Genomic DNA, 22990 nt, shown 5'->3' on the forward strand with positions numbered 1-22990 from the left:
TCACCCCCGATGGATCGCGCCAAATGGCCAGCGGTCAATATGTTTAAAACGGATGGGCGGCTCTCGCCTACTCCTTCTCGCCTCTGGAGGCGATCATGACTCCCCTACAGCTTGCTCAGTTGAAACTTGAACGCCGCGTCCCGCCTCCAGTGAGCGATACCCCTGAAGACGCCGCTCGGGCGGATTGGCTCTACAACGCTGCCGAAGAACTGCTGCGCGGTGGAAGCGTATCGTTCCAGCGCCGCATGCGCCCTGCACAGGGTGTGGCCGCCGAGGAATTCGCCCTGGCAGTGGATGAGTACGTGAACAACCGCCTGGCCGACAGCGAAGTGCACACCCCAGCGCTTGGCTGGCTGCTGATCACGACGGCCCTCGGCAATGCCGACAAGACTGCCGTTGCTGAGCTTCTAGGCCGCAGCGATCACCCGCTGGGCAAGCTTGGTGAGATCGCGGAAATGCTGCTTGAGCCGCTGGTTGATGATGCTCTGGTTGCGAAGGCTGAGGATGACGAACTGTGATCGCCCAGAAAGCTATAGCCGGAATTGAGTTCGAGATCGCGATACTTTCGCGCTCTTTCAGCCCGGTACCGGACCGAACATTTGTGATGGGCATGATCGAGTTGGCCGAAATCGCCGAGCTTATCGATCGCGCCACGGCAAACCGTTTCCGTGATGCGCTTGACGCGAAGTTCTGCGAGCGCAATGACTTCCTGAAGAGGACCACCCCATGAGTACTGCACCGGTTAAAACGCTGATCGATGAGCAGTTCGATGAGATTGAATCGAAGCTGGTCATGTTGGGCTTCGGTCTTCCCTTCAATGAGGTGATCGGCAAGTCCCGCGAGGCTCTAGTCGCCAGCTTGCCGAAGCGCCTGGCGGCAACCATGAAAGGCGGTCGGATAGCGGTGAGGGTTCGGCCGTGAGCCGCTGGATCAGTATCGAGGAAAGCTTGCCGGTGCCGAACAAAAAAGTCCTTGTCTGTCGGGTCGGAAAGACAAGCTATCCTCCATTTATGGCGATTCGAAGGAACCGTGATCAAAAGCCGTGGGAATACATCGACGGCGATACTTGCCACACACGGATTACCCACTGGTTTCCTATTCCGGATATGCCGAAATGACCAGATACCAGCGCGCCAAACGTGTCGCCCTTTTGCGCGGCAGTGCAATCGCTATCGCCGCCCTCACCTTTCTGATGCTGCTCAGCGCTCTCGCCGATCGCGCCACTCAATAAATCACACCTTTCAAGGCTGCGCCCGGGCGCGGCGAGGGATTGTCATGTCCACGAATATGCGGATTTGGAGCCAGGTCGATAAGACCGATACCCGCTTCACCAAGGACGCCAAGGTCGGTGGTCAGCAGATCACCAGCCTCAACGGCACCGCGATGATCATGAAGGCTACAGAGGTCTTCGGGCCGGCCGGCATAGGCTTCGGCTGGAAAGTCCTTGAAGAGCGCTTCGATCCAGGTGTCGAAGTGTTCATCGGTGAGGGTGATAAACGATCGAGCCTTGGGTGCACCAGCAACCACACGGTTCGTATCGCGTTCTGGTTCGTACTTGATGGGCAGCGCGGCGAGATCGAATCGTATGGCTGCACGAACTACATCTACAAAGCCTCCTACGGGATGCTGACCGACGGTGAAGCGCCGAAAAAGAGCCTCACAGACGCGATCAAAAAGGCCCTGAGCTCATTGGGCTTTAGCGCCGACGTGTTCCTTGGAATGTTCGACGACCGTGACTATGTCCAGGCCCTTCAGGAAGAACAGGCTGTTGAGCAGGCAGTCGACAAAGAAGCGGAGATCGCCAAGCAACAGCAAGACCGACTGGACTACATCAAGTCGGTGATCGACACCATGCAAGGCGCTAAGACCCCGCACGAACTGAAAAAAATCCATGACGTCGCAGTTCGCCAGCTCACTCTTCGTAAAGATGAGAAAGGCGCGGCGCGGATTTCGCTGGAATGGAAAAAGCTCTCTGAGCCAAAGCAGGAGACAGCAGCATGACCCAACTCTACGCACTCACCGGCAAACTGGCCGAGCTCCAGGCCATGGCCGACACCGACGATGAGGGTCTGAAAGAGGCCCTGCAGTACGCCATGGACGAGGTTCAAGGTGACTTCAATGTGAAGGCCGACAACATTGTCATGCTGCGCCGCAACATCGAAAGCGACGTTACTGCCATCGACAACGAGATTGAGCGACTTGCCGAGCTCAAGCGCGTCAAGACCAACAGCGTCTCGCAGATCAGCGACTACCTGCGCCGCAATATGGAAGCAGCCAACATCAAGTCGATCAAGCGCCCCCTGTTCACCATCACTCTGGCGCTCGGCAAGGAAAAGGTCATCGTCGATAAAGAAGACGACCTGCCAGAGGACTTCATTGTCCCGAAGACCACCTTTGCGCCAGACAAGAACGCCATCGCCGCCAAGCTCAAAGAAATCCGCGATCACAACGACGCTGTACGCAAACGCATGGATGCCGGTGAAGACGCAGAACACGAACTCATCGAAGAGCCAGCCTGGGCGCACCTCGAGCGCGGCGACAGTTCGATCAGAATCAAGTGAGGTCGCCATGAACGCATACGTCAGTCCCGAACTCAGCACCATCCGCCAGAAGGATCTAGACCGCGACTGGATCGCCCGCGCCATGGCCGAGTACGAGGGTCGAAATAGCCTGGAGACTCTGGCCGTTCGGGTCCGTGATGTTGACTTCGGCAGCATGTTCAACGGCAAGGCCAAGGACGGGACACGGGCAGAACCGAGTCCTTCACTTGAAAGCAAAGTGGCGGCAGCGGCGCCCACAATGACCGTCACCGAAGCGATGAAGACCTTTCACCTCAGCGAGCACGACCTGAAACGAATGGCCTCGCGCACCGGCTTCAAATTCAAGCGTGGGTACACCACCAATCAGGGACACAAGGCTACTGACGGCCCTATGGTTGAACGGATCATCGCTCTGCGTGACGTAGGCCTCAATCGTTCCCAGGTCATGAAACAAACGGGAATGTGCTACGAGAAATTCCACCGGTTGCTGAGGGACTACAGCATCAGCTTCCCGGCAGTTCCGTTCAATCTACGGAATGGGCGAACGAAGTCTTGAAGCGCATCGCCCGCATCCAGCAACGCAAACGACAGACATGGCTGGACTTGCCGGCCAGCGGAATAGAAGAGGTAGGCCATGGACGAGGAACAGCAGCCGACGGCGGAAGCCATCAAGCAGAAGAAAAAGCGCGAGAAGGAAACAGCCAAGAACGCCGCGCTGGGTGTCGAGAAGTTTACGGTTGAGGTCGCCGGAGTGTTTAAGCCAGACCTGAAGCGCTTGATGAAAGAGCACGGCTTCAACAACCAGCAGGAGGTGTATCAGAGCCTACTGCGGAATGTGATTGCCGCCGATTTCGACACTGCCGCTCGAATGCTTCGATGTGTCACGACACCTTATGAGATATCCGAAAAGGTGTCGCACAACTTCCACAATCAAAGCCTGCTCGAAATCAATAAAGACCCTGGCGACGAGATTTGCATCCCTACGTTTTAGCCCTAACAGATATGACAGCGGCCTCAATCTCATCCCGAGCATTGGTCATATGTAGTCGCTCTGTCTGGCAATACTTCGAGTGATCCAGTATTAGGGCTTTAGCCTTTTGTCCAACCTTAACTAGGCCCAAGTCGAGTTCTTGAACAGCACCCAACACCGCGACAAGAGCCTGTTCTAAAGCGATCTCACGATTCGTTGCCATTTGCCCTGCTCCTTTCGATTTGGGCCAAAGCTACTCTGCCGTAATACGCCAACCCAAACCAAATTGCCACCACCGGTCACGGAGGGCGGCGCCTACCCGAGGTAATCGCAATGCCTGTTCTCCACAGCGTAATCCACAAGATCGACAAGAAGCCTGACGGCAGCCCGGCTGTTCTGTTCCTCGGCGGTGCCGAGCAGGTCGAGAGCCAGGCCCGCGATGATCTGATGTATCAGTTCAACGAAAGCTACAACGCCACTGCCGGTAAGGGTTGGGGCTTCTTTCATCAAGAGTCGGGCGCCCACCCGCTGAGCGGATGGCTCGACAAGTACCTGGCCGGCGGCAGCGACTTTTTGACGTTCAGCACCATCGCAGTCGAGCACCTGACAAAGCTGATGGAAGAGTCGAACCTGACAACCGGCGGGCACGCCCTCTTCTGCCACTACCTTCAAGGCATGACCGATTACCTGGTCATCGCCCTGGTGCAGGAAACGGAAGCGGTGACCATGACCGAAGAGCTCAGCCTGATGGCAGTCAAGCGCTTGGATCTAGATCACATCCGTCTGGCGGCACGCATCAACCTGAGCGAGTGGAAGGGCAATCCAAAGTCGCGCCAGTACATCTCGTACATCAAGGGCAAACAGGGTCGGAAAATCAACGAGTACTTCCGCGACTTCATCGGCTGCCAGGAAGGGATCGACGCCCCGGGCGAAACTCGCACGCTCTTGAAGGCGTTCAGCGACTTTGTTGAAAGCGAGGATCTGAGCGAAGAGTCGGCCCGCGAGAAAACTCACACCCTTGTCAGCTACTCGATGGTCCAGGCCAAGTTGGGTGAGCCTATCACCCTCGACGAACTGTCTGAACTGATCGACGAAGACCAGCCCAAGGCGTTCGCCAACTTCATCAAGGCCGCCGACTACGGGCTCTCCGAAACCCTGCCGCCGGACAAGAAGACCCTGAACAAATTCCGGCGCTTCACCGGCCGGGCCGAAGGTCTGTCCATCAGTTTCGAACAGCACCTGCTCGGCTCGAAGATTGAGTTCGACGAAGCCGGCGGCACGCTGATTCTGCGCGGCCTGCCCACGCAGCTGACCGAGCAGCTCAAGCGCGCAAAAGCCTAGAGCCCGTCGATATCTAAGGGGCCGGTTTCCAATATCAATCTCGCATCCAGCCCCTTGACCTTCAAGCGCACAGGCTCAGGCGTCTGGACAGCGAAGTACAGATTGAAACCCTCACCACTCGACTGCTTTTCGATCTCCACCACGTACAGAGAGACCTCGTCGGGAGAGATTCCAATAGCGTCGGCAATGATTTTGTTACGAGAGCTTCGATAGGCGCTCATGGCAAAAATCCATTTTTATTGAGTCGAACCCGAAAGCTTAGCTCGTCGGAAAAAACCGCCCTTACCATCCGTCGCATCCGATCACGGAGTGCGGCGCCTGCATTGGAGAACACCATGAGCACATTCGCAGTGTTTGGCATGACCATCGATGTAGCCACCGCCGAGGCGCGCAAGAAGACGAGCGGTACCCGCAAGAACCTCAAGGTTCTAGGCGGCGTCGAGCCAATCCCGGTAGCGGAGTGGCTGGAGCTGGTCCGCAAGCGCACCGAGAAGATCATGGGGGGGCTACAGTGCGTCAGCTCTCGCCATTGTTCGACGCGCCGCAGTACGCCGAGCAGTTTATGGAGCTGGCCCGCAAGACTTTGCGCTGTCGTGATATGAAGATCAGGGCAAAGGCAGTTCTGACCGACGCCAAGGGCAAGCCGATCATCAACCCGAAGACGAAAGCGCCGAAGGTTGGCTTCAGTGAGTGGCCGCCGAAGCCTCTGGAGCAGCAAGAGCAGGCCGCCTGACCCGCCCTCACCTATTGCGATGAGCGCATCGGCAGACGGGAAGTTGTCACGATTTAAAATCTTGGTAGGTCGTCGATCATTCTGCCTGGACTAGCACGCTCTTCGGTTACGGTCACCTCACCACTTGGCAAGTGACCCTCCAGAAGCTTTCCACCTGACACCGTCCCGATGCCCGACTCGAATGTCATCTCAACAACGTCGCCATCGCGAATAGCCGCGATGATGTCTTCCATCGAAGCTATGTGCGGATTTTCAAGATATCTTCCCCTGCTGACGGCGGGGTTAGCCTTTGCCCACATGAAGAGTTCTATTTCGTCGTCATCGTTGATTCGAACGGCTGTAACCACATAATGCGCCATAGGCTCACCTGAGGGATTTACCGTCTCGATCTGATCAAATCTCAGAATAACCACTTACCTATTGCGCTGAACGCCGCGATGGTTCCGAGCTATGGACGGCCTGACATTATATTCATGGCGTCCTTGGCCATTGTAATACCGCGATCTCTGGCTTCGAGAAAGCTCTTATAGTTCGTTTGCTCATTCAGCGTCTGTGTCTGCCCATCAGAAAGTGTGACTGTAATGCGCAGCCCGATAGGCATAGGGTGATCATCGTGCCCCCAAACGAACACGATTCTAGCCTTTTCCCCTTCTGGGCCGTGCCAGTCAATCGGGCGTTCGCGCTCTACTGAATTCGACATATCCGCTCCTTGATCCGGCTCCATGCCGGGCCGAACACAAATACCCCGCTTCAACGAATCGCGCCAGCCTGTAAGGGCGGCGCCTGACTGAGGCATCAAGACTTGATGCTACTCAATACGGCCCTCCTGATGCGGAAGCACATCAACCCGGCGAGAAGGCCGATCCACCAGGGTGGTATATGAAAAAAAAAGCTTAAGAAGGTGCCGATCGAGTAAGCACCTGAGACGAGCGACACGACAAGCAAATAAGCGACAGGTACTGCACACAGAAAAAGCAGCGCGGCGCCCGCAATGGCCAATAGCTCTCCAGCAGCGATCTTTTGTTCAGTATTCATGACCATCACGAATGCCCCACCGGCTCCATGCCGGTCTATCAACCAATAGCCCACTTCAACCAATCACGCCACCCTGGCGAGGATCCTCTATGTCCGCTCACCAGAAGCAACCCCAATTCATCCATGGCCAGCCAAGCATGGGCCTGCCGTTCGAAAAAGAACTTGTGGTGGACCTGTTCGCCGGTGGAGGTGGCGCCAGCACCGGCATCGCCCGGGCGTATCGGGAGCCGGACGTGGCGGTAAATCACAACCCGATCGCCCTGGCCGTGCACCGCGCCAACCACCCGCAGACAGCGCATTACGTTGCCGATGTTTATGAGGTGGATCCTCGGGAAGCAACCGGCGGCCAGCCAGTTGCAATCATTTGGGCGTCCCCTGACTGCCGTCACCACAGCAAGGCGAAAGGCGGTGCGCCGCGTGACCGAGGTGTTCGCGGACTGGCATGGGTGGTGATTCGTTGGCTTTTCATCACCAAATCGCGGCTGCTCTTCTTGGAGAACGTCGAGGAGTTCTGCGACTGGGGACCGATCGACGACGAGGGCCAGCCAATCAAGGCCGAGCGCGGGCGTACCTTCAAGGCGTTCATTGCTGCGATCAGCGTGGGGCTTCCCGCCGATCGCCCAGATATGCCGGAGATCATGCAGGCCATCGGGGAGTTCGTGCCGATGGAGGCACTGGTGCGCGGCCTTGGCTACAACGTCGAATGGCGCGAGCGGATCGCGGCCAATGCCGGCACGCCGACCATCCGCAAGCGCCTGTACCTGGTGGCGCGCAGCGACGGGAAGCCGATCGTCTGGCCGGCGCCGAAGCGCCACAAGCAGCCTACGGCGAAGCAGCACCCGTGGCGCTCAGCCGCCGAGTGCATCGATTGGAGCAACCTCGGCCGCACCATATTCCGCGATAAGCCAATGGCAGAGAACACCATGCGCCGCGTGGCCAAGGGCTGCTGGCGTCACGTGCTGACCAGCGCGAAGCCTTTCATTGTCCCAATGCGCGGCACCTCGGAATCACACACCAGCACTCACGGTGTTGACGAAGCGCTGTCGACGATCAGCGCTGGCGGCACACATCACGCTCTGGTCCAGCCAGTGGCGGCGCCATTCCTCACCGAGTGCGCCAACGGCTCGGCGCAGCGCAACTTTGATGTGCAGGAGCCGCTGCGCACCCAAGTCGCTCAGGTCAAGGGTGGACACTTCGCAATGGCAGCCGCCCACATGACAGCATTCGGCCAGAACGCCGTCGGCAGTTCGCCGGATGAACCAACGCAGACGGTGCTGGCCGGGGCCGCCCGGCACGGTGTTGTCGCTGCATTCTTCGAACAGGCGAACGGCGGGTTCTACAAAGGTGATGGCCGCGCAGCCTATGATCCGATTTCGACCATCTGCCAATCCGGCGCCAACCAGCGACTGGTGAACGCCTACCTGGTGAAGTACTACGGCAACGAGAAGGACGGCATATCGCTGACCGAGCCGATGCACACCTTGCCAACAAAGGACCGGGTTGCACTGATTGAAGTGATTCAGGTGCCTGACACGCTCACGCCGGAACAGATGGAGGGCGCACGACGCTGTGCCGCCTTCATGCACGAACACCTGCCGGAACATTTCAAGGACCCGGCTGAAATGGTCATGGTCGCCGGTTATGTGCTGGTGGATATCACCCTGCGTATGCTGCAACCGCCTGAGTTGAAAGCGGCGCAGGGTTTCGACAAGGACTACATCATCGACCGGGGGCTGTTCGTTGACCCGGTTACCGGTGCCGAAGAATGGCGCGACATCAACAAAACGGACCAGGTCCGGCTAATCGGCAACAGCGTTTGCCCGGACGAGGCTGAAGCCTTGGTCAGTGCCAATGCCGCAGACATCATCGAGCTTTACCAGCGCCTTGCGGCCTGACCCACCCTCACCTATTGCGCTGAGCTTGATGCTTATTTCGGCCGGGTTCCGCGAGCTAGCCATTCACCATGACCGATACCGTGCTGGATCGCCTGATAGTCAGAATCGTCCGAGATATCGAAAACATGCTCCGAGTGTTTCGCACCGCTGGGATGAAACAGCTGGGTCAACATTATGCCTTCATGCCTGCTCTGACGTCTGAGCCTAACTGTGATGACAAAGCCACGCTCCGCATCGTGGTTCTGGCATACATCCGAAGGATCTTCGCCCCAAAGCTCTGACTGCCAATATTTGTTCGACATATCCGCTCCTTGATCCGGCTCCATGCCGGGCCATCAAGCAATAGCCCACAAACTCAAATCACGCCAGCCGGGGCATGACCCGGCATAGGACGCCCCATGCCCACAGAAAACAAACCGGCCGATCCATTCGGCCCGAACGGTCGCACCTTCCACATTCATATGAGCGTGCGCGGGGCAATTCGCGACTTCAGCAAGCGCCAGCTCAAAGGCATGTTCAACTTTGAGGGCGGTCGTCCGTGCACTGCCGACGAAGCCAAGGATCACCTGCTCGAGTGCCTGGCCCAGGGTAAAGAGGTGCTGCCATTCGGTCCGCCGTGCGAAGGTTTCGACTTCGCCAGCAATGGCTGCCCCGGCCACGACATCCCGCCCGCAGCTGTGAACGCCCATGATCTGGTATCGACGGGGTGACTGTCGGCCTCACCTTTTGTCGTAAGTCGATTGACTGACAGGGGTCTTTGGAGCCCAGTAACCAGCGGGCTAAACCAGATCAAAAGAAGAAAAACCATGTCGCGTATAAAGGTGATATCCGGTGACTTTCTGGCAGGTGATGCCGAATTTCAATCTGGACGGTTCACTCTAAAATCCATATTGAAACCGTCTCGAGAATTAACGATACCTATTTCAAGACTAGAAGCCTTGGAAACAGCAACCGAAGAAGTCGTAAATAAGAAAGGTAGCGTTATTCGATGGAGCTTTGCTGGAGCACTGCTTTTAGGGCCGATTGGGCTAGTTGCGGGCTGGTTGCTATGTGATAAAGAAAGGGAAATAACCTTCTTCGCAAAATTCAAGGATGGCCGCTGCCTTCTGGCCACAACTGATATCGACACTTACTCCAAAATCTCTGCCTCTCCCCTCAAGTAACTCCCTCCCTTTCAAAGTCAGCCGCTATAGCGGAGAGGACGAAGTCATGCCCCCAGAAAACGAAATCCTGAAAGCGGAAAACGCCGGATAAAAGGTAGGTCGCCCAGCACCGAATCGCGTCCTGCGATGTGTGTATTTCCCCTCAGTGCCGGGCGAGCTCCAATACTCACTTATTACCAAGCCGATGTCTGTAAGACCATTCTCAAAAAAACTTAGAAACTTCCCCCCTATCAAGCCTGCCCTATGCGGCGGGATGGAGTTCGCTATGCCTGAAGAAACTGTTTTGCCGGTCGCATCGGCCGAACCTGAATACGCCTACTCCGCCAATGGCGAAGACTGGGTGTCTGACTGGTGCTCGTTCCTCGATCAGAACGACGAACTGGAAGTGGGTGATGAATGTCAGCGAGGCGTGATGGTTTACGGAGACCCCGCCGAATTCGTGGATGCGGACACCGTGATCGACTCCATGGCCGAGAACGCACACTCAAGCGACCTCGGCGAATGGGCTGATGACTTCCCGGACGTGAGTGCTGAGGCGAAGGCCGAGCTGGAAGGCTTGCTTGATGCCTGGGCCCGGAAGAACTGCGATTGCAGCTTCTACCGCGTTAAGGACATCGAGAAATTCAAGATCGCTCACGAAGATTTGGAGCACCGGGACGAGGTAACCCCATGATCGCCCTCGCCTGGTTCGCCTACGTGTACTGCTACCGGTGACAGTCCTAAGCTCTGCGGTAGACGCCTAGCCTCGCTGTCGACGGCAGGGGGATGAGCTTCGTCGAGGTGAGGATCATCGCTCGATTGACTCCCCATTCAAGTGCCTGCGTCATCGTCTCGCCCGGGCGACTTTTGTAGTACTCCTCAAACATCATTTCTCCAGATCCGAAGTACGCACCAACAAACAGCTGAACCGCCCCCGTTGCGGAAGTACGCACTTGCACGTCCATCTGCCCGCCATCATTTAGAAGACCGTCATGACACCTGCAGTGCAACGAAGAGTCAGACCACTCCCAGAAGACGCGCTTCCTCTGCTTTAAGTACACCTTATCTACATCCGGGATGTGAATCGAAGTGCACTTGTACTCGCTATTCCAAGCTCCCGTCGAACAAAAAGATAAATATTTTTGAACTTTTGGCGCTTTCGCCTGTATCGCTTCGATCTAAGCCTAACCCCTACCCCACACAAGAGCCTGCCGGTGTACGGCGGGCGAGGTCTGCACGCATGAGCAAGCCAGCCGTGAAAGATGTTCTCGATGAAATGACAAAGGATGATCTGGTGTCCTGGATCAGGAACCAACACTTCATGCGACCCAAGCAAAGCGATGTTTTGTATATCCGCTGGGAAAGACAGTCAGGTGAAGTGCTGGAGGAAATGCAAAGGGAAAATCGCGCGCTCGATGGAGTGGACTTCAAGGAGCGCGACCGCCTGGCTGGCAAGTTCAATGATTCGAAAGACCCTGAAGAGAAGTTACGGCTTCTTAAACAGATCGAGCCTTACGACAAGGCCATGTCAGAACACATTAAGCGAACACAGGCTCTCGACAGAAAAAGCAAAAAGGTCGACTCCCTCTATGAGCAGATCGACGTAGAGCGCCAGAAAGAGCGCGGACGCCGATCAGCATAACCCCCAGCTTATAGCCCCCTCCTTACCCATCTTCTGCCGCCACGCGCGGCATGGAGCAGCTCATGAGCATTCAATTTTTATCGCACCAGGAGGTTTGCGAGCTTACCGGCGCGCGGACCAAGGCTGGACAAATCCTGAACCTCAAGAAAAACGGCATCAGGCACACCATCAAGATGAATGGTTGGCCAAGCGTAACCGTGATGGCCGTTACCGCCGTCGGCATGTTCGAGCCAGAAAAACCCGCATGGAAATCACGCAAGGCAAGCTGAAATGGGAAGACGACCAAGTAAACCCGGCTCTATAGCCCGGCTGCGAGAGCGCAAGAAAGCCAGCGGCCGGGTGTTCTATTACTACGACACCGGTGGAAAGGACCGCAAAGAGATTCCGCTGGGCAGCGACTACGGCCTGGCGATCATGGAGTACGCCAAGCTCGAGCGAGATCGCACCGCGACCGACTTGGTCGCCAAGGTGATTACTTTCCGCTACGTCGCCGAAAAATACATGGTCGACATCGTCCCCACCAAAGGCAAAGCCACCCAGGCAGACAACAAGCGCGAAATGAAGAACCTGATCGCGTTTTTCGATGATCCACCTGCGCCTCTGGAAACGATCGAACCTCTACATGTCCGGCAGTACCTCACTTGGCGCAAGGCCGCGCCGGTCCGTGCGAATCGTGAAAAGGCGCTGCTCAGCGCTATCTGGAACTACGCGCGGGACAAAGGGTACACGTCTCTAGCCAACCCATGCGCTGGCATCAAGGGCAATAAAGAGACGGGCCGGGACACGTACGTTGAGGATGAACTGTTCAAGCGCGTTCACGATAAAGCCGATACCGGCCTTCAAGACGCCATGGACCTTGCCTATTTGACCGGCCAGCGAGTGACCGACACTCGACTGATGGACGAACAGGATGTCCGCGACGGCCAAATTTGGGTGCTTCAGGGAAAAACAAAGGCCAAGCGGCGAATCGAGGTTACCGGCGAACTCAAGGTTTTGATTGATCGAATCATGTCCCGAAAGTCGGGGCACAAGGTCCGCTCGACGCGGCTGATCGTGTCAGAAGATGGCGCACCAATGACGGTTGCGATGTTGCGCAGGCGTTTTGACATAGCCAGGGAGGCCGCAGGAGTATCCAAGCCGGAGTTCCAATTGCGTGATTTGCGCGCAAAAGCCGGTACGGACAAAGCAGAATCCAGTGGCGACATCATGCAAGCCAAGGATCAACTCGGGCATACCACTGTTGTTATGACGGAGCAGTACATCCGCAACCGCAAGGGCAAGAAAGTCTCACCAACTAAGTGAATTGCGGACCAACTCTAAAATAGCGGACCAGAAACAAACAAGGGTTTGCATCAGCTTTCGCCCGCAAACCCTTGATTTTAGATGGTGCCCGAAGCCGGAATCGAACCGGCACGCCCTTACGAGCGGGGGATTTTAAGTCCCATGCGTCTACCAGTTTCGCCATTCGGGCGGTAGCGCGGTGAAGCAGTCTGAAGACTGTCAAATAACGATCTGGCAGTTCTGACGCCTGTGCAGCAGAGGGGAAATATATACATCCCGCTCCGGCGAAGCAAGTTTGCGACTGACCTTTTCAAGACTAAATCTTGCAGGGCAGTGCAAATAAAAAAGCTCCGTAAATCATAGATCTACGGAGCTCGTTTAAAGTGGAGGCCGAGGTCGGAATCGAACCGGCGTAGGTGGATTTGCAATCCACTGCATAACCATTTTGCTACTCGGCCTCAAACATCTGATGTCATGTAGCACAACATCAAACGCGTACAAACTTGGAGTAAGATTCGTGATCTAACTCCTTGAAAACATTGAGCTTTTTCAGCGGTCAGTGCTTTCGATGGCGTGAATTATGTACTGATTTCCCGAGGCTGGCAACCCCTTGATTTCAAAAAAAATTCCGTCAGGTGGTTTCTATGTTTCAAGGGGTTGCTCAGCCCTTCCGGCCGAGATCGTCCGTTACGTCTTCTACCGCGATCAACGGTTCAATGCCCCAGTCGCCATGCAGATACCAATCGTCTCCGATCATTTCGGCCGGATGCATTGTCCTGTCGGAGCCATTGCCGCACGCCAGGGAATTGGCTGGACAGTATCTATCGCAGCCCCAGCAAATGCGCTCGGGATGTTTGGGGCTGATGGGAAAGTTCTTGGCCATGTCGATCCCCGGTTCGCCTCTAGGATGTGCCTCCAACCTACATCGCCTGCGCAAGAACGCCCTTGATACGGATCAAGGACTGAAATCAAATGCCTTAATCACTCCAAACTTGATAACAATCATTATTATTCTCAGGAAAGCTTCCTACACTCGGGCTCTTACTCGTCAGTGCCCAGGAAGACATCATGCGTACGACCTTTTCGCTGTCACTCGCCCTGCTCTTGCTCACACGCTTGGCTCAGGCCAAGGAATACCCGATCGGGGAACCCCAGTTATGCCCAGGGCTGGAAGTCGGGGCGGTGTATTTGCAACCGATCGAGATGGCGCCTGCCGGAATGATGCGGGCCACTGCGGATTCCGATGTGCATCTGGAAGCCGACATTCGCGCCACGGCGGACAATCGACAGGGCTTTCAGGAAGGCAGTTTTGTGCCTTACCTCAATGTCTCGTTCAACCTGAAAAAACAGGGCAACGAGAACGAACTCAGAGGTGATTTCCACGCCATGGTCGCCAATGACGGTCCGCATTATGGCGACAATGTAAAGCTGCTCGGTCCAGGCAAATATCAGCTGACCTTCACCGTCCTGCCACCCGGCGGTCATGGGTCCCTTGGCCGCCATACCGATAAGGAAACCGGTGTGGCTCCCTGGTTTGAACGCTGCGAATTGCACTACGAATTCATCTACGCCGGCATCGGTAAAAAAGGCGGCTATTGAATGAAGCGCCTGCACATAGCCTGGCTGGTGCTGGCCGGAGCAGTGGCGCCATTGACGGCATATGCCGAGTTACCCAGCTACGAGCTGAGCCTGCGCGATGGCCACTTCTCCCCTGTCTTGCTGGAGGTTCCGGCCGGACAGCGCTTCAAGATCATCCTGAAAAATATCGGTGAAGGCCCAGCCGAATTCGAGAGCACGCCATTGCGAGTTGAAAAAGTACTGTCGCCGGGAGTGACTACTTTTGTGGTCATTCACCCGCTCAGGCCCGGCCACTACCCCTTCTTCGACGAGTTCAATCCGCAATTGCCCGAGGGCGGCATCCTCGCGAAATAACCCGTTCAAACACGGAGTTCCCATGAATCAATCAATGTTCATCGTCTGGCGCGAAAGCGTCGAGGCGCTGCTGGTAATCGGCATTCTCCAGGCCTGGGTCAGCCAGCAGCATCAGGGTGATCGACTGGCGAAGTACTTGTGGGCAGGTGTGGTGCTGGGGTTGATGCTTTCGGGCCTGCTGGCGGCGTTGATTCTGTTTGCCGGTGAGGCCATGAGCGGCTCAGCCAGTGAATGGTTCCAGGCCGCACTCGCGCTGGTGGCCAGCCTGCTGATCGTGCAAATGGTCGGCTGGATGCACCGCCACGGGCGCACGCTCAAGCACGATTTGCAACGACACGCCGATAGCCACCTGGCCCGGCAAGGTGGCGCAGGTCTGTTACTGCTGGCCATGCTCGCCGTCAGCCGCGAAGGCAGTGAAACGGTGGTCTTTCTCTATGGTGCAGGCGCTCAGTTACGAGGTCCGCAGCTCGGTTTGTTTGCCATCGGCGGCGCAATGGGATTGGTGCTGTCGGCGCTGACCATTGCCCTACTGCACAGCAGTCGCCGATTCATTTCGTGGCAGCGATTCTTTGCCATCAGCGAAGCTGTTTTGCTGGTACTCGGCGCGGCATTGCTGGTCAGCGGCACCGAGCGAATCGGCGGTCAATTACTCGCCCTGGATTTACCGGAGGTGATGTACAGCCTCGTCGGTGATGCACTTTGGGACAGCAGCGCATTGCTCAGCGACAGCCATGGATTGGGTGGTTTTCTCGCGGGCTTTGGCGGTTATCGTGCGACGCCCAGCGGCATGACGTTACTGGTGCTGGCCGGTTATTGGCTGACCGTCGGCGGTTGGCTGCGTCAACGGGCTGCGGAAAAAGTCCCATGCCTGAGCTGAGTCGCCGCAATCAATGGCTGCAGCGCCTGGGCGATGGCATGCGTCGTCACGCGCCCGTCATTCGTGGCATGCAGTGGGCCGTTGTACTGTTCTACGCGATGCTGTTGGTGGTACCGGCGGTGTTGCCGCTGCCGGACAGCCAGGCACGGCTGCTCGATAACCTGACCCTGTTCGCGCAGTTTTTGTTCTGGGGCATTTGGTGGCCGTTCGTGTTGCTGTCGATCGTGCTATTCGGCCGACTCTGGTGCGGCGTTTTATGCCCAGAAGGTTCACTCAGCGAATGGGCCAGCCATTACGGCAAAGGTTTGGGTGTGCCGCGATGGTTGCGCTGGGGCGGCTGGCCAACCCTGGCGTTCTGCCTGACGACCCTCTACGGCCAGTTGATCAGCGTCTATGACTACGCCCAGGCGGCGCTGTTGATTCTGGGCGGCTCGACCGTCGCCGCGGTCGTCGTCGGGTTGCTGTTCGCCCGGGGCAAGCGGGTCTGGTGCCGATACCTGTGCCCGGTCAGTGGCGTCTTCGCCCTGCTCGCCCGCCTGGCTCCCGTGCATTTTCAGGTCGACGAACAACGCTGGATGGACAATGCCGCGCAGCGCCTGCCGCCGCCCAACTGCGCGCCCTTGCTCGATATCCGTCGTATGCGAGGCGCCAGTGACTGCCACGCCTGCGGACGCTGCAGCGGACAACGCGGCGCCGTTCAGCTGATCGCCCGTTCCAGCAACCAAGAGATTCTTCACGCGACGGCGCAGACGCTTTCACCGTGGGACGCGCGCTTACTGCTGTTCGGCGTGATCGGCCTGGCCATGGGCGCGTTTCAGTGGACGGTCAGCCCATGGTTCATCGCCCTCAAACAAACCCTCGCCCAATGGCTGGTCGAGCACGACCAACTCTGGGCATTGCAGGACAACGCGCCCTGGTGGCTGCTCACCCATTACCCGCAGCTCAACGACAGCTTCAGTTGGCTCGACGGTTTCAGCATCGTCATTTATCTGGGTTTGAGCTCGATGGTGTTGGGCACGGCGCTGATGATCCTTCTGCGCCTGACGGCTCGACTGGCGCAAGATCCTGCGCTGTATTGGCCCCTGGCGCTGACACTCACGCCCTTGGGTGGTGCGGGATTGTTTCTCGGGCTGTCGGCCACGACGGTGAAATTGCTGCGCTACGAAGCTCTGCTGCTGGAATGGGTACAACCGGCCAGGGCCTGTCTGTTAATGGCCGCGATGGGATGGAGCCTGCTGATGGGATGGAAACGGCTGGACCGCGAAGGCCTTTCCCAGGATCGTCGCTGCGCTGGCAGCACTTGCCTGTTACTCGCCAACGGCTTGGTAGGGTTCGGCTGGTGGTTGCAGTTCTGGGGCTGGTCCTGAGCGCCCTCATCCACAACCACCACCCCGAATTACCTAGACCTTAAAACGCGCAGCTGTGGCCGCCTGCTCGATCTCCAGCCCCTGCATTTGCAGGTTGCTGCTGGTCTGGCTGCTGACGGCGCTCAGTTCTTCGGAGGAACTGGCCACCTGGTCCACCGACGTCGCGATGTGCCTGACCATGGCATTCAGACTTTGCTGCATCTGATGCATGTTCATCATCACGCTGCCGCCGACACTTGAGTTCACGGGCACCTGAATCGTCAGGTCGCCCTGAGCGATCTGACTCAAAAACCGTGCGGCATCATCCGGCTCGCCACCCAGTGGCCGGGTCACACTGCGCGTGACGATCACCGCGGCGGCGATGATCAGCGCCACACAGAACACAAACAACCCGAGCATATTGCGCCGGGCATCGCTGTACAGTGCCTGCGCCGACTGTTCCCGGTCGGCGAATATTTTGCCTTGCAGCGCCATTAACTGATCCAGGCTGCCATACACCTCGCGCTCGGCCGGCACGACCTTTTGTTTCAGCTGTGCCATGGCGTCATCGAAGGCACCTTGCCGGATCAACACCTGCACTTGAGTGATCGCCGCAACGTAGGCTTCGCGATTCTTCTTCAGCGCGGCATAAGCGGTTTTGCCCTCGGGCAAATAGAACAACGGCTCAAGCGTTTCGAGTGCCTGAGTGATCCGTTTCTTGGTGGCATCGATCGACTGCTGCACTTGCTGATTGTCTTTATCGATCAGTAAATCCCGGGTGTTCCTGGCGTTATCGCGCACGCCGGTGGCAATGACCATGATCGGATCGATCTTCGGCCAGTCCTGTTTAACGATGACCACCGCCTGTTCCTTGAGCGTTGCCAGATCGTGCAACGCGTAAAACGCCATGCCCATCAATGCCAGCGGCGCGATTGCAAAACCGATGACGATACGTTGTGCCGTAGTTAATTTGGCCATATCAAATGCTCCCCGTTTGATACCTGCCGATTGGCAGCGCATTTGAAAACCTAATGGTGGATCTCACCGCTAAACGTTAAACCTCAGCCTCGGTTACCCCCGTAACACGAAGGCTGGAAACAACTCGCGCATGGCCTCCCACAGCTCAGGCAGCAAGGCTTGTGCCGAAACACTCGGCAGCAGCGGATCGAACATCCGCTCGGTGCGGACCAACTGCACGGCGAAGCGTTTGACGCCGAGTTCACTCAAGCGTTTGGCGAGGATCAGCAGACGCGCCGGTTCGAACAGATGCCAATGCACCGTGGTGCGACATTCGTAGTCGACACCGCTGGCCAGCAGATGCTCAAGGCTGCGCCAGTTGGCGGTTCCGCTGCCCTCGACCCGGGTGATCGCCTGGCAATCCTCGGGCAACGCCTTGACATCGAAACCGACCCAATCGGCCCCGGTCAGTGCCTTGGCGAACGCTGCGGGTTTGATGCCCGCGCTGTGCAAGCCGACGCGAAATCCCATCGCCCGCACCTCATCCATGGCGCCGAGCAAACCATCCTGCAAGGTGGGCTCTCCGCCACTGAACACCACCGCATCGAGCAGGTCCTGACGCCGTTGCAGAAACGCCAACACCCGCCGCCAATCCACTTCGTCTGTGCCACGAGGCGGGATCAACTGCGGGTTATGGCAGTAACGACAACGCCAGGCGCAACCCTGGCAAAACAGCACGCAGGCGAGCTGTCCCGGATAGTCGATAGTGGTCAGGGGCACCATGCCCCCGACCCGAAGCGTTCGACTCATTGGCGCCCGGCCAGCGCCGCGCTTTCAGTGAAGTGCACCCGCTCGCGATGCTCCGACTGTTTACCCGGATTGAACGCCGACACAGGGCGGTGATAGCCCATTACCCGGGTCCAGACTTCGCAGCGTTGACGTTGAGCCTGGGGCAATGTTTGCGATGCAGTCATGGTGAAGCTCCTTGCAGTAGAGTGGATCGAATTCAATGAACGGTGCCGAGCTTCTGTTCTTGCAGCAGCAGTGCTTCGTCGCACTTGGGGCAGAACTCATGCTCGCCATCGAGGTAGCCGTGCACCGGGCAGATGGAAAACGTCGGGGTCACGGTCAGGTACGGCAGGCGGAAGCGCCCAAGGGCTTTGCGCACCAGTTGCTTGCAGGCCTCGGTCGAAGAAATCCGCTCGGCCATGTACAGGTGCAAGACCGTGCCGCCGGTGTATTTGCATTGCAGCTCGTCTTGAAGTTCCAGCGCCTCGAAGGGGTCTTCGGTGTAGCCCACGGGCAGTTGCGAGGAGTTGGTGTAATACGGCGCTTGCGCGCTGCCGGCTTGGAGAATGTCGGGGTAGCGCTTGAGGTCTTCCTTGGCGAAGCGGTAGGTCGTGCCCTCGGCCGGCGTCGCTTCCAGGTTGTACATGTGGCCGGTTTCTTCCTGGAAACGCAGCAACGTGGCACGCACATGATCGAGCATCTTCAGGGCAAACTGCCGGCCGTGCTCGGTGTGCATGCCCTCCTCGTCGCCGGTGAAATTGCGCAGCATTTCATGCATACCGTTGAGGCCGATGGTCGAGAAGTGGTTACGCAAGGTGCCCAGGTATCGCTTGGTGTACGGGTACAAACCGGCATCCATGTGATGCTGAATCACCTTGCGCTTGACCTCCAGGCTTTCCATCGCCAGCTCCATCAGCGTGTCCAGACGCTGCAGCAAACCGCTGGTATCACCCTTGAACACATAGCCGAGCCGCGCGCAGTTGATGGTGACGACGCCGAGCGATCCGGTCTGCTCCGCCGAGCCGAACAAGCCGCCGCCACGCTTGAGCAACTCGCGAACATCCAGCTGCAAGCGGCAGCACATCGAGCGCACCTGATTGGGTTGCAAGTCCGAATTGAGGAAGTTCTGGAAATACGGCAGGCCGTAACGCGCAGTCATCTCGAACAGGCGGTCGGCGTTTTCACTGTCCCACGGAAAGTCGTGGGTGATGTTGTAGGTCGGGATCGGAAAGGTGAACACCCGCCCTTTCGCATCGCCGGCCTGCATCACCTCGATATAGGCGCGGTTGAGCAGCTCCATTTCGACTTGCAGGTCGCCATAGGCAAACGGCATTTCCTCACCGCCGATGACGGGTATCTGCTCACGCAAATCCTGCGGGCACACCCAGTCGAAGGTTAGGTTGGTGAAAGGCGTCTGAGTGCCCCAGCGCGAGGGGACGTTGAGGTTGTAGATGAACTCCTGGATCGCCTGGCGCACCTCTTGAAAACTCAGCTGGTCCTTGCGCACATAGGGCGCCAGGTAGGTGTCGAACGAGCTGAACGCCTGGGCGCCGGCCCATTCGTTTTGCAGGGTGCCGAGGAAATTCACCATCTGCCCCAGGGCACTGCTCAAGTGCTTCGGCGGACCGGCTTCGACACGCCCCGGCACACCGTTGAGCCCTTCGTGCAACAGGGTGCGCAGCGACCAGCCCGCGCAGTAACCGGCGAGAATGTCCAGGTCATGCACATGCAAATCCGCCTCGCGGTGACCCTGGCCGATGGCCTCGCTGTACACCTCGTCCAGCCAGTAGTTGGCGGTGACCTTGCCCGACACGTTCAACACCAGACCGCCCAGGGAATACCCCTGATTGGCGTTGGCCTGGACCCGCCAGTCTTCACGGTCCAGGTATTCGTTCATCGAGGTCGCCACTTCGACCATGGTCCGACGGTCGCGGCGCAAGCGCCCGTGCTGCTCGCGGTAGACGATGTAGGCCCGCATGGCGAGGAAAAAACCCGCGTCCATCAACACCCGTTCAACACGGTCCTGGATTTGCTCGACGTGCAGCCTCGGCAACCCTTCGAGCCTGGCCAATACCGCCTGAAGCAAGCCTTCAACCTCAACCTCGCCGTACTCCCCCGTCGCCTTGCCGGCGGCGATCAATGCCTGACGGATTTTGTCGGCATCGAAGGCGACCTGACTGCCATCGCGTTTGTGCAAGCGGTTACATCCTACTGCGATCAGCGTGCTCTGCATTTGGCCTCCAGACACTACATATAGACTTAATCAAACTTAAAACCACAACATGCAGTGAAGGCTACGGACAAAGTGCTGATCTGCAATTGATCGATATCAAGATTTGTCGGTGAAAAAAAACCGCCCTAAGGCGGCAGAGATCCTGTGGCAAGTGAGGATCTAATGTGGGAGCGGGCTTGCTCGCGAAGAGGCCATCACATTCAACATCATTGTTGACTGATAGACCGCTTTCGCGAGCAAGCCCGCTCCCACATTTGATCATTTGTGTTCTTATGAACCGTGAAGGACAGTTCAACCACCACTCATGTTCATGAACCGCACAATCTGTACCTCCCCGTCGGGGCTGAAATCGTGGCGTAACGGCTTACCGCGCAAGGCCTTCTGCACCGCATTGATCACCGGTTGATCATCCAACGGATAACGCCGCAGCAATCCACGCAAATCCAGGGCATCGTCCTGGCCCAGACACAGCAACAACTTCCCTTCAACAGTCATCCGCACCCGATTACAGCTGCCACAAAAGTTATGGCTATTGGGCGAAATGAAACCAATGCGTGTCTCAGGATGGCGTTCCAGACGCACATAGCGCGCCGGTCCGCCGCTGTTCTCGGTGCTGTCGAGCAACCGATGCTGGCTGGCGATCAGCGTGCGCACTTCGTCGCTGGAACAGAACGATTCGCCCCGGGAACGACCGACGTCGCCCAAGGGCATTTCTTCGATGAAACTGATGTCGATGCGCTGGTCGATGGCGTATTGCACCAGCGCCGGGACTTCATCGAAGTTGCGTCCCTTCATCACCACACAGTTGAGCTTGATCCGCTCGAACCCCGCGTCCCGCGCCGCTTCAATGCCGTTGAACACCTGATCGAGGTCGCCGTTACGGGTGATCGCCCGAAACTTCTGCCCGTCCAGGCTATCGAGGCTGATGTTCATCCGCTTGACCCCGGCGTCGACCAATGGCCGGGCCAGACGGCCCAGCTGCGAGCCGTTGCTGGTCATCACCAGTTCGCGCAAACCGGGCAAGGCGGCGATGTTGCGGCACAGTCCTACAATGCCGGGGCGGATCAGCGGCTCGCCGCCGGTCAGACGGATTTTGCGTACACCCAGGCCGACGAACAGCGTCGCCAAACGCTGCAATTCCTCCAGCGTGAGCACCTGCTGACGCGGCAGGAACGTCATGTTTTTCGCCATGCAATACACACAGCGAAAATCACAGCGGTCCGTCACCGACATACGCAGATAATCGATCTGCCGCCCAAAACCATCCTGCATCACAGCGTTCATCACTTCTCCCGGTTTGCCCAATGCTCACTGCACCAGCGGTGAGTCGGCGCCCTGCAAGTGGATGCCACGAATATCGGCTGCACCGATCAGGGTTTGCAGGTATTGCACCAGCGCTTTCTGCCAGACGCCTTGCTGCAACTGCGTGCGGATCGCCGTCGACACCACTTCGTAGGGCAACGGCATGCCTTCGATCCGCTGATCGACACTGACCACATGCCAGCCGTAGCGACTTTCCAGCGGTTTGCTGGCAAGGCCCGGAGCCAGGGTGAACAGCTGACGCTCCAGTTCGGGCACGGTCTGGCCCTTGCTGATCTGTCCCAGAGAACCACCCTGAGCCTTCGACGGGCAGGCCGAATATTTCACGGCCAGCTCGGCGAAACTGCCGGGAAACTCATCCAGTTGCTGCAGCAGGACTTCCGCCTGACCATGCGCCAGCTCGCGGGCCTCGACATCGTCCGGCGCACATTCGAGCAGGATGTGCCTCACCGCCAGCAACGGCGCGCTGTGGAAGCGTCCGCGATTGTTTTCGTAGTAGCGAAGACTGGACTCCTCGTCGCACTGCGGCACTTTCACCTCACGTTCGAGCAGCAAGCGCGTGGCCGCTTCTTCTTCGTTCTCACCGGCGCCGATCTCCAACGACACACCAAGCTCGGTGATGCGCTGCTGCAACAACTCACGGATCACCAGCGCCCGGGCGGCCAGGTAGACCGCCTCCTCACGGCTTTCGGCCGGGTGATATTGCAGCTCCTGGGCCATCGCTTCCGAGGTGATCGACACCTCGTTGACGTTGATGATCGGCCACTCCTGTTCACTGCTGGCGATCAACTGCGCCGGGGCATCATCGGCCGCTGCGGGCTCAACCGGCAGTGCTTCAAACTGCGCCTGTGCGACCGGCGCGATGTCGAGAACGTCCTCGGCTTTTTTTGAAGAACCGCAGCCACCGCTGCCCCCGTTACCGCCACCACATCCACATCCACCTGACATGATTGTCTC

33 protein-coding genes, 2 tRNA genes and 1 pseudogene are annotated in these 22990 nt (G+C 57.7%); 21 read left to right on the forward strand and 15 right to left on the reverse strand.

Annotated elements, in window-relative coordinates:
• Positions 1-95 precede the first annotated feature (95 nt).
• The 9 genes from CUN63_RS29370 (at position 96) to yejK (ending at position 4851) form a co-directional block, all read left to right on the forward strand.
• A complete protein-coding gene (locus CUN63_RS29370) occupies positions 96-518 on the forward strand; it encodes a hypothetical protein (RefSeq protein ID WP_129444662.1) in 423 nt (140 codons plus the stop codon).
• A complete protein-coding gene (locus tag CUN63_RS29375) occupies positions 515-730 on the forward strand; it encodes a hypothetical protein (protein ID WP_129444663.1) in 216 nt (71 codons plus the stop codon). Before CUN63_RS29370 ends, CUN63_RS29375 begins: the two co-directional genes overlap by 4 nt.
• Positions 727-921, forward strand: coding sequence for a hypothetical protein (locus CUN63_RS29380; RefSeq protein ID WP_129444664.1), 195 nt, complete (start codon positions 727-729; stop codon positions 919-921). The genes CUN63_RS29375 and CUN63_RS29380 overlap by 4 nt, the downstream gene beginning before the upstream one ends.
• Entirely contained in the window at positions 918-1118 is a 201-nt protein-coding gene (locus tag CUN63_RS32840) for a DUF551 domain-containing protein (protein ID WP_129444665.1), read from the forward strand. Before CUN63_RS29380 ends, CUN63_RS32840 begins: the two co-directional genes overlap by 4 nt.
• Positions 1119-1275: 157 nt before the next feature.
• Complete coding sequence (locus tag CUN63_RS29390; protein WP_129444666.1) at positions 1276-2001, forward strand: hypothetical protein; 726 nt, start codon at positions 1276-1278, stop codon at positions 1999-2001.
• A complete protein-coding gene (locus CUN63_RS29395) occupies positions 1998-2561 on the forward strand; it encodes a siphovirus Gp157 family protein (protein WP_129444667.1) in 564 nt (187 codons plus the stop codon). The genes CUN63_RS29390 and CUN63_RS29395 overlap by 4 nt, the downstream gene beginning before the upstream one ends.
• Before the next feature lie 7 nt (positions 2562-2568).
• Positions 2569-3096 carry a hypothetical protein gene (locus CUN63_RS29400; RefSeq protein WP_129444668.1) on the forward strand — a complete coding sequence of 176 codons (528 nt, stop codon included), beginning with the start codon at positions 2569-2571 and terminating at the stop codon, positions 3094-3096.
• 78 nt (positions 3097-3174) lie between these two features.
• The gene (locus tag CUN63_RS29405; protein ID WP_129444669.1) at positions 3175-3531 is read left to right on the forward strand and encodes a hypothetical protein; all 357 of its coding nucleotides are present in this window, start codon (positions 3175-3177) and stop codon (positions 3529-3531) included.
• Between the two features lie 312 nt (positions 3532-3843).
• Complete coding sequence (yejK, locus tag CUN63_RS29410; protein ID WP_129444670.1) at positions 3844-4851, forward strand: nucleoid-associated protein YejK; 1008 nt, start codon at positions 3844-3846, stop codon at positions 4849-4851.
• Here yejK and CUN63_RS29415 read toward each other — a convergent pair.
• Positions 4848-5072 (reverse strand): hypothetical protein, encoded by a 225-nt coding sequence (locus CUN63_RS29415; RefSeq protein ID WP_129444671.1) that lies wholly within the window; start codon positions 5070-5072, stop codon positions 4848-4850. The genes yejK and CUN63_RS29415 overlap by 4 nt on opposite strands.
• Before the next feature lie 290 nt (positions 5073-5362).
• Between CUN63_RS29415 and CUN63_RS32470 the strand changes: the two genes are divergently transcribed.
• Entirely contained in the window at positions 5363-5584 is a 222-nt protein-coding gene (locus tag CUN63_RS32470; RefSeq protein WP_165353215.1) for a hypothetical protein, read from the forward strand.
• 53 nt (positions 5585-5637) lie between these two features.
• Here CUN63_RS32470 and CUN63_RS29425 read toward each other — a convergent pair whose 3' ends face one another.
• The 3 genes from CUN63_RS29425 to CUN63_RS29435 form a co-directional block, all read right to left on the reverse strand.
• Entirely contained in the window at positions 5638-5943 is a 306-nt protein-coding gene (locus CUN63_RS29425; protein WP_129444673.1) for a hypothetical protein, read from the reverse strand.
• An 89-nt stretch (positions 5944-6032) separates the two neighbouring features.
• On the reverse strand, positions 6033-6284 hold the full coding sequence (locus tag CUN63_RS29430) for a hypothetical protein (protein ID WP_129444674.1): 252 nt from the start codon (positions 6282-6284) through the stop codon (positions 6033-6035).
• A 95-nt stretch (positions 6285-6379) separates the two neighbouring features.
• Complete coding sequence (locus CUN63_RS29435) at positions 6380-6682, reverse strand: hypothetical protein (RefSeq protein WP_129444675.1); 303 nt, start codon at positions 6680-6682, stop codon at positions 6380-6382.
• Positions 6683-6708: 26 nt separating this feature from the next.
• On the opposite strand from CUN63_RS29435, the gene CUN63_RS29440 reads away from it, so the two are divergent.
• Positions 6709-8514, forward strand: coding sequence for a DNA cytosine methyltransferase (locus CUN63_RS29440; RefSeq protein ID WP_129444676.1), 1806 nt, complete (start codon positions 6709-6711; stop codon positions 8512-8514).
• A 32-nt stretch (positions 8515-8546) separates the two neighbouring features.
• Here the strand turns inward: CUN63_RS29440 and CUN63_RS29445 are convergent, their stop codons facing one another.
• On the reverse strand, positions 8547-8816 hold the full coding sequence (locus CUN63_RS29445) for a hypothetical protein (RefSeq protein WP_129444677.1): 270 nt from the start codon (positions 8814-8816) through the stop codon (positions 8547-8549).
• A gap of 96 nt (positions 8817-8912) precedes the next feature.
• On the opposite strand from CUN63_RS29445, the gene CUN63_RS29450 reads away from it, so the two are divergent.
• From CUN63_RS29450 to CUN63_RS29460, 3 genes are all read left to right on the forward strand, one after another.
• On the forward strand, positions 8913-9224 hold the full coding sequence (locus CUN63_RS29450; RefSeq protein ID WP_129444678.1) for a hypothetical protein: 312 nt from the start codon (positions 8913-8915) through the stop codon (positions 9222-9224).
• Between the two features lie 96 nt (positions 9225-9320).
• Positions 9321-9677, forward strand: a complete 357-nt coding sequence (locus tag CUN63_RS29455) for a hypothetical protein (RefSeq protein ID WP_129444679.1) — start codon at positions 9321-9323, stop codon at positions 9675-9677.
• 265 nt (positions 9678-9942) lie between these two features.
• Positions 9943-10350, forward strand: a complete 408-nt coding sequence (locus CUN63_RS29460) for a hypothetical protein (RefSeq protein ID WP_129444680.1) — start codon at positions 9943-9945, stop codon at positions 10348-10350.
• A 46-nt stretch (positions 10351-10396) separates the two neighbouring features.
• On the opposite strand, the gene CUN63_RS32475 is transcribed toward CUN63_RS29460, so the two are convergent.
• On the reverse strand, positions 10397-10717 hold the full coding sequence (locus CUN63_RS32475) for a hypothetical protein (RefSeq protein WP_129444681.1): 321 nt from the start codon (positions 10715-10717) through the stop codon (positions 10397-10399).
• Positions 10718-10896: 179 nt separating this feature from the next.
• Between CUN63_RS32475 and CUN63_RS29470 the strand changes: the two genes are divergently transcribed.
• The 3 genes from CUN63_RS29470 (at position 10897) to CUN63_RS29480 (ending at position 12600) form a co-directional block, all read left to right on the forward strand.
• Entirely contained in the window at positions 10897-11298 is a 402-nt protein-coding gene (locus CUN63_RS29470; protein ID WP_129444682.1) for a hypothetical protein, read from the forward strand.
• 62 nt (positions 11299-11360) lie between these two features.
• A complete protein-coding gene (locus CUN63_RS29475; protein WP_129444683.1) occupies positions 11361-11567 on the forward strand; it encodes a DUF4224 domain-containing protein in 207 nt (68 codons plus the stop codon).
• A 1-nt stretch (position 11568) separates the two neighbouring features.
• Positions 11569-12600, forward strand: coding sequence for a tyrosine-type recombinase/integrase (locus CUN63_RS29480; RefSeq protein WP_129444684.1), 1032 nt, complete (start codon positions 11569-11571; stop codon positions 12598-12600).
• Positions 12601-12682: 82 nt separating this feature from the next.
• On the opposite strand, the gene CUN63_RS29485 is transcribed toward CUN63_RS29480, so the two are convergent.
• From CUN63_RS29485 to CUN63_RS29495, 3 genes are all read right to left on the reverse strand, one after another.
• A tRNA-Leu gene (locus CUN63_RS29485) sits at positions 12683-12769 on the reverse strand.
• Positions 12770-12963: 194 nt separating this feature from the next.
• Positions 12964-13037: transfer RNA gene (locus tag CUN63_RS29490), tRNA-Cys, on the reverse strand.
• A gap of 203 nt (positions 13038-13240) precedes the next feature.
• Positions 13241-13462 carry a DUF3079 domain-containing protein gene (locus CUN63_RS29495; RefSeq protein ID WP_129444685.1) on the reverse strand — a complete coding sequence of 74 codons (222 nt, stop codon included), beginning with the start codon at positions 13460-13462 and terminating at the stop codon, positions 13241-13243.
• A gap of 185 nt (positions 13463-13647) precedes the next feature.
• On the opposite strand from CUN63_RS29495, the gene CUN63_RS29500 reads away from it, so the two are divergent.
• The 4 genes from CUN63_RS29500 to CUN63_RS29515 are packed head-to-tail and all read left to right on the forward strand — an operon-like array spanning position 13648 to position 16755.
• Complete coding sequence (locus CUN63_RS29500) at positions 13648-14178, forward strand: iron transporter (RefSeq protein WP_129444686.1); 531 nt, start codon at positions 13648-13650, stop codon at positions 14176-14178.
• The gene (locus CUN63_RS29505; RefSeq protein ID WP_129444687.1) at positions 14179-14511 is read left to right on the forward strand and encodes a cupredoxin domain-containing protein; all 333 of its coding nucleotides are present in this window, start codon (positions 14179-14181) and stop codon (positions 14509-14511) included.
• A gap of 22 nt (positions 14512-14533) precedes the next feature.
• Positions 14534-15388: an FTR1 family protein gene (locus CUN63_RS29510; protein WP_129444688.1), complete on the forward strand. Its 855-nt coding sequence runs from the start codon at positions 14534-14536 to the stop codon at positions 15386-15388.
• Positions 15376-16755, forward strand: a complete 1380-nt coding sequence (locus CUN63_RS29515; RefSeq protein WP_129444689.1) for a 4Fe-4S binding protein — start codon at positions 15376-15378, stop codon at positions 16753-16755. The genes CUN63_RS29510 and CUN63_RS29515 overlap by 13 nt, the downstream gene beginning before the upstream one ends.
• A gap of 51 nt (positions 16756-16806) precedes the next feature.
• Here CUN63_RS29515 and CUN63_RS29520 read toward each other — a convergent pair.
• The 6 genes and pseudogenes from CUN63_RS29520 to CUN63_RS29545 all read right to left on the reverse strand — a co-directional run.
• A pseudogene (locus tag CUN63_RS29520) lies at positions 16807-17712 on the reverse strand (MCP four helix bundle domain-containing protein); the annotation flags it as partial.
• Between the two features lie 93 nt (positions 17713-17805).
• Positions 17806-18501 (reverse strand): anaerobic ribonucleoside-triphosphate reductase activating protein, encoded by a 696-nt coding sequence (locus CUN63_RS29525; protein WP_129444690.1) that lies wholly within the window; start codon positions 18499-18501, stop codon positions 17806-17808.
• On the reverse strand, positions 18498-18665 hold the full coding sequence (nrdD, locus tag CUN63_RS29530) for an anaerobic ribonucleoside-triphosphate reductase (RefSeq protein ID WP_017338867.1): 168 nt from the start codon (positions 18663-18665) through the stop codon (positions 18498-18500). Before nrdD ends, CUN63_RS29525 begins: the two co-directional genes overlap by 4 nt.
• A gap of 32 nt (positions 18666-18697) precedes the next feature.
• The gene (locus CUN63_RS29535) at positions 18698-20713 is read right to left on the reverse strand and encodes a ribonucleoside triphosphate reductase (protein ID WP_129444691.1); all 2016 of its coding nucleotides are present in this window, start codon (positions 20711-20713) and stop codon (positions 18698-18700) included.
• A gap of 291 nt (positions 20714-21004) precedes the next feature.
• Positions 21005-21997, reverse strand: a complete 993-nt coding sequence (gene moaA, locus CUN63_RS29540) for a GTP 3',8-cyclase MoaA (protein ID WP_129444692.1) — start codon at positions 21995-21997, stop codon at positions 21005-21007.
• A gap of 24 nt (positions 21998-22021) precedes the next feature.
• The gene (locus CUN63_RS29545; protein WP_129444693.1) at positions 22022-22981 is read right to left on the reverse strand and encodes a peptidylprolyl isomerase; all 960 of its coding nucleotides are present in this window, start codon (positions 22979-22981) and stop codon (positions 22022-22024) included.
• Positions 22982-22990 lie beyond the last annotated feature (9 nt).

The organism is Pseudomonas sp. ACM7, assembly GCF_004136015.1.
Taxonomy (GTDB): Bacteria; Pseudomonadota; Gammaproteobacteria; order Pseudomonadales; family Pseudomonadaceae; genus Aquipseudomonas; species Aquipseudomonas frigoris.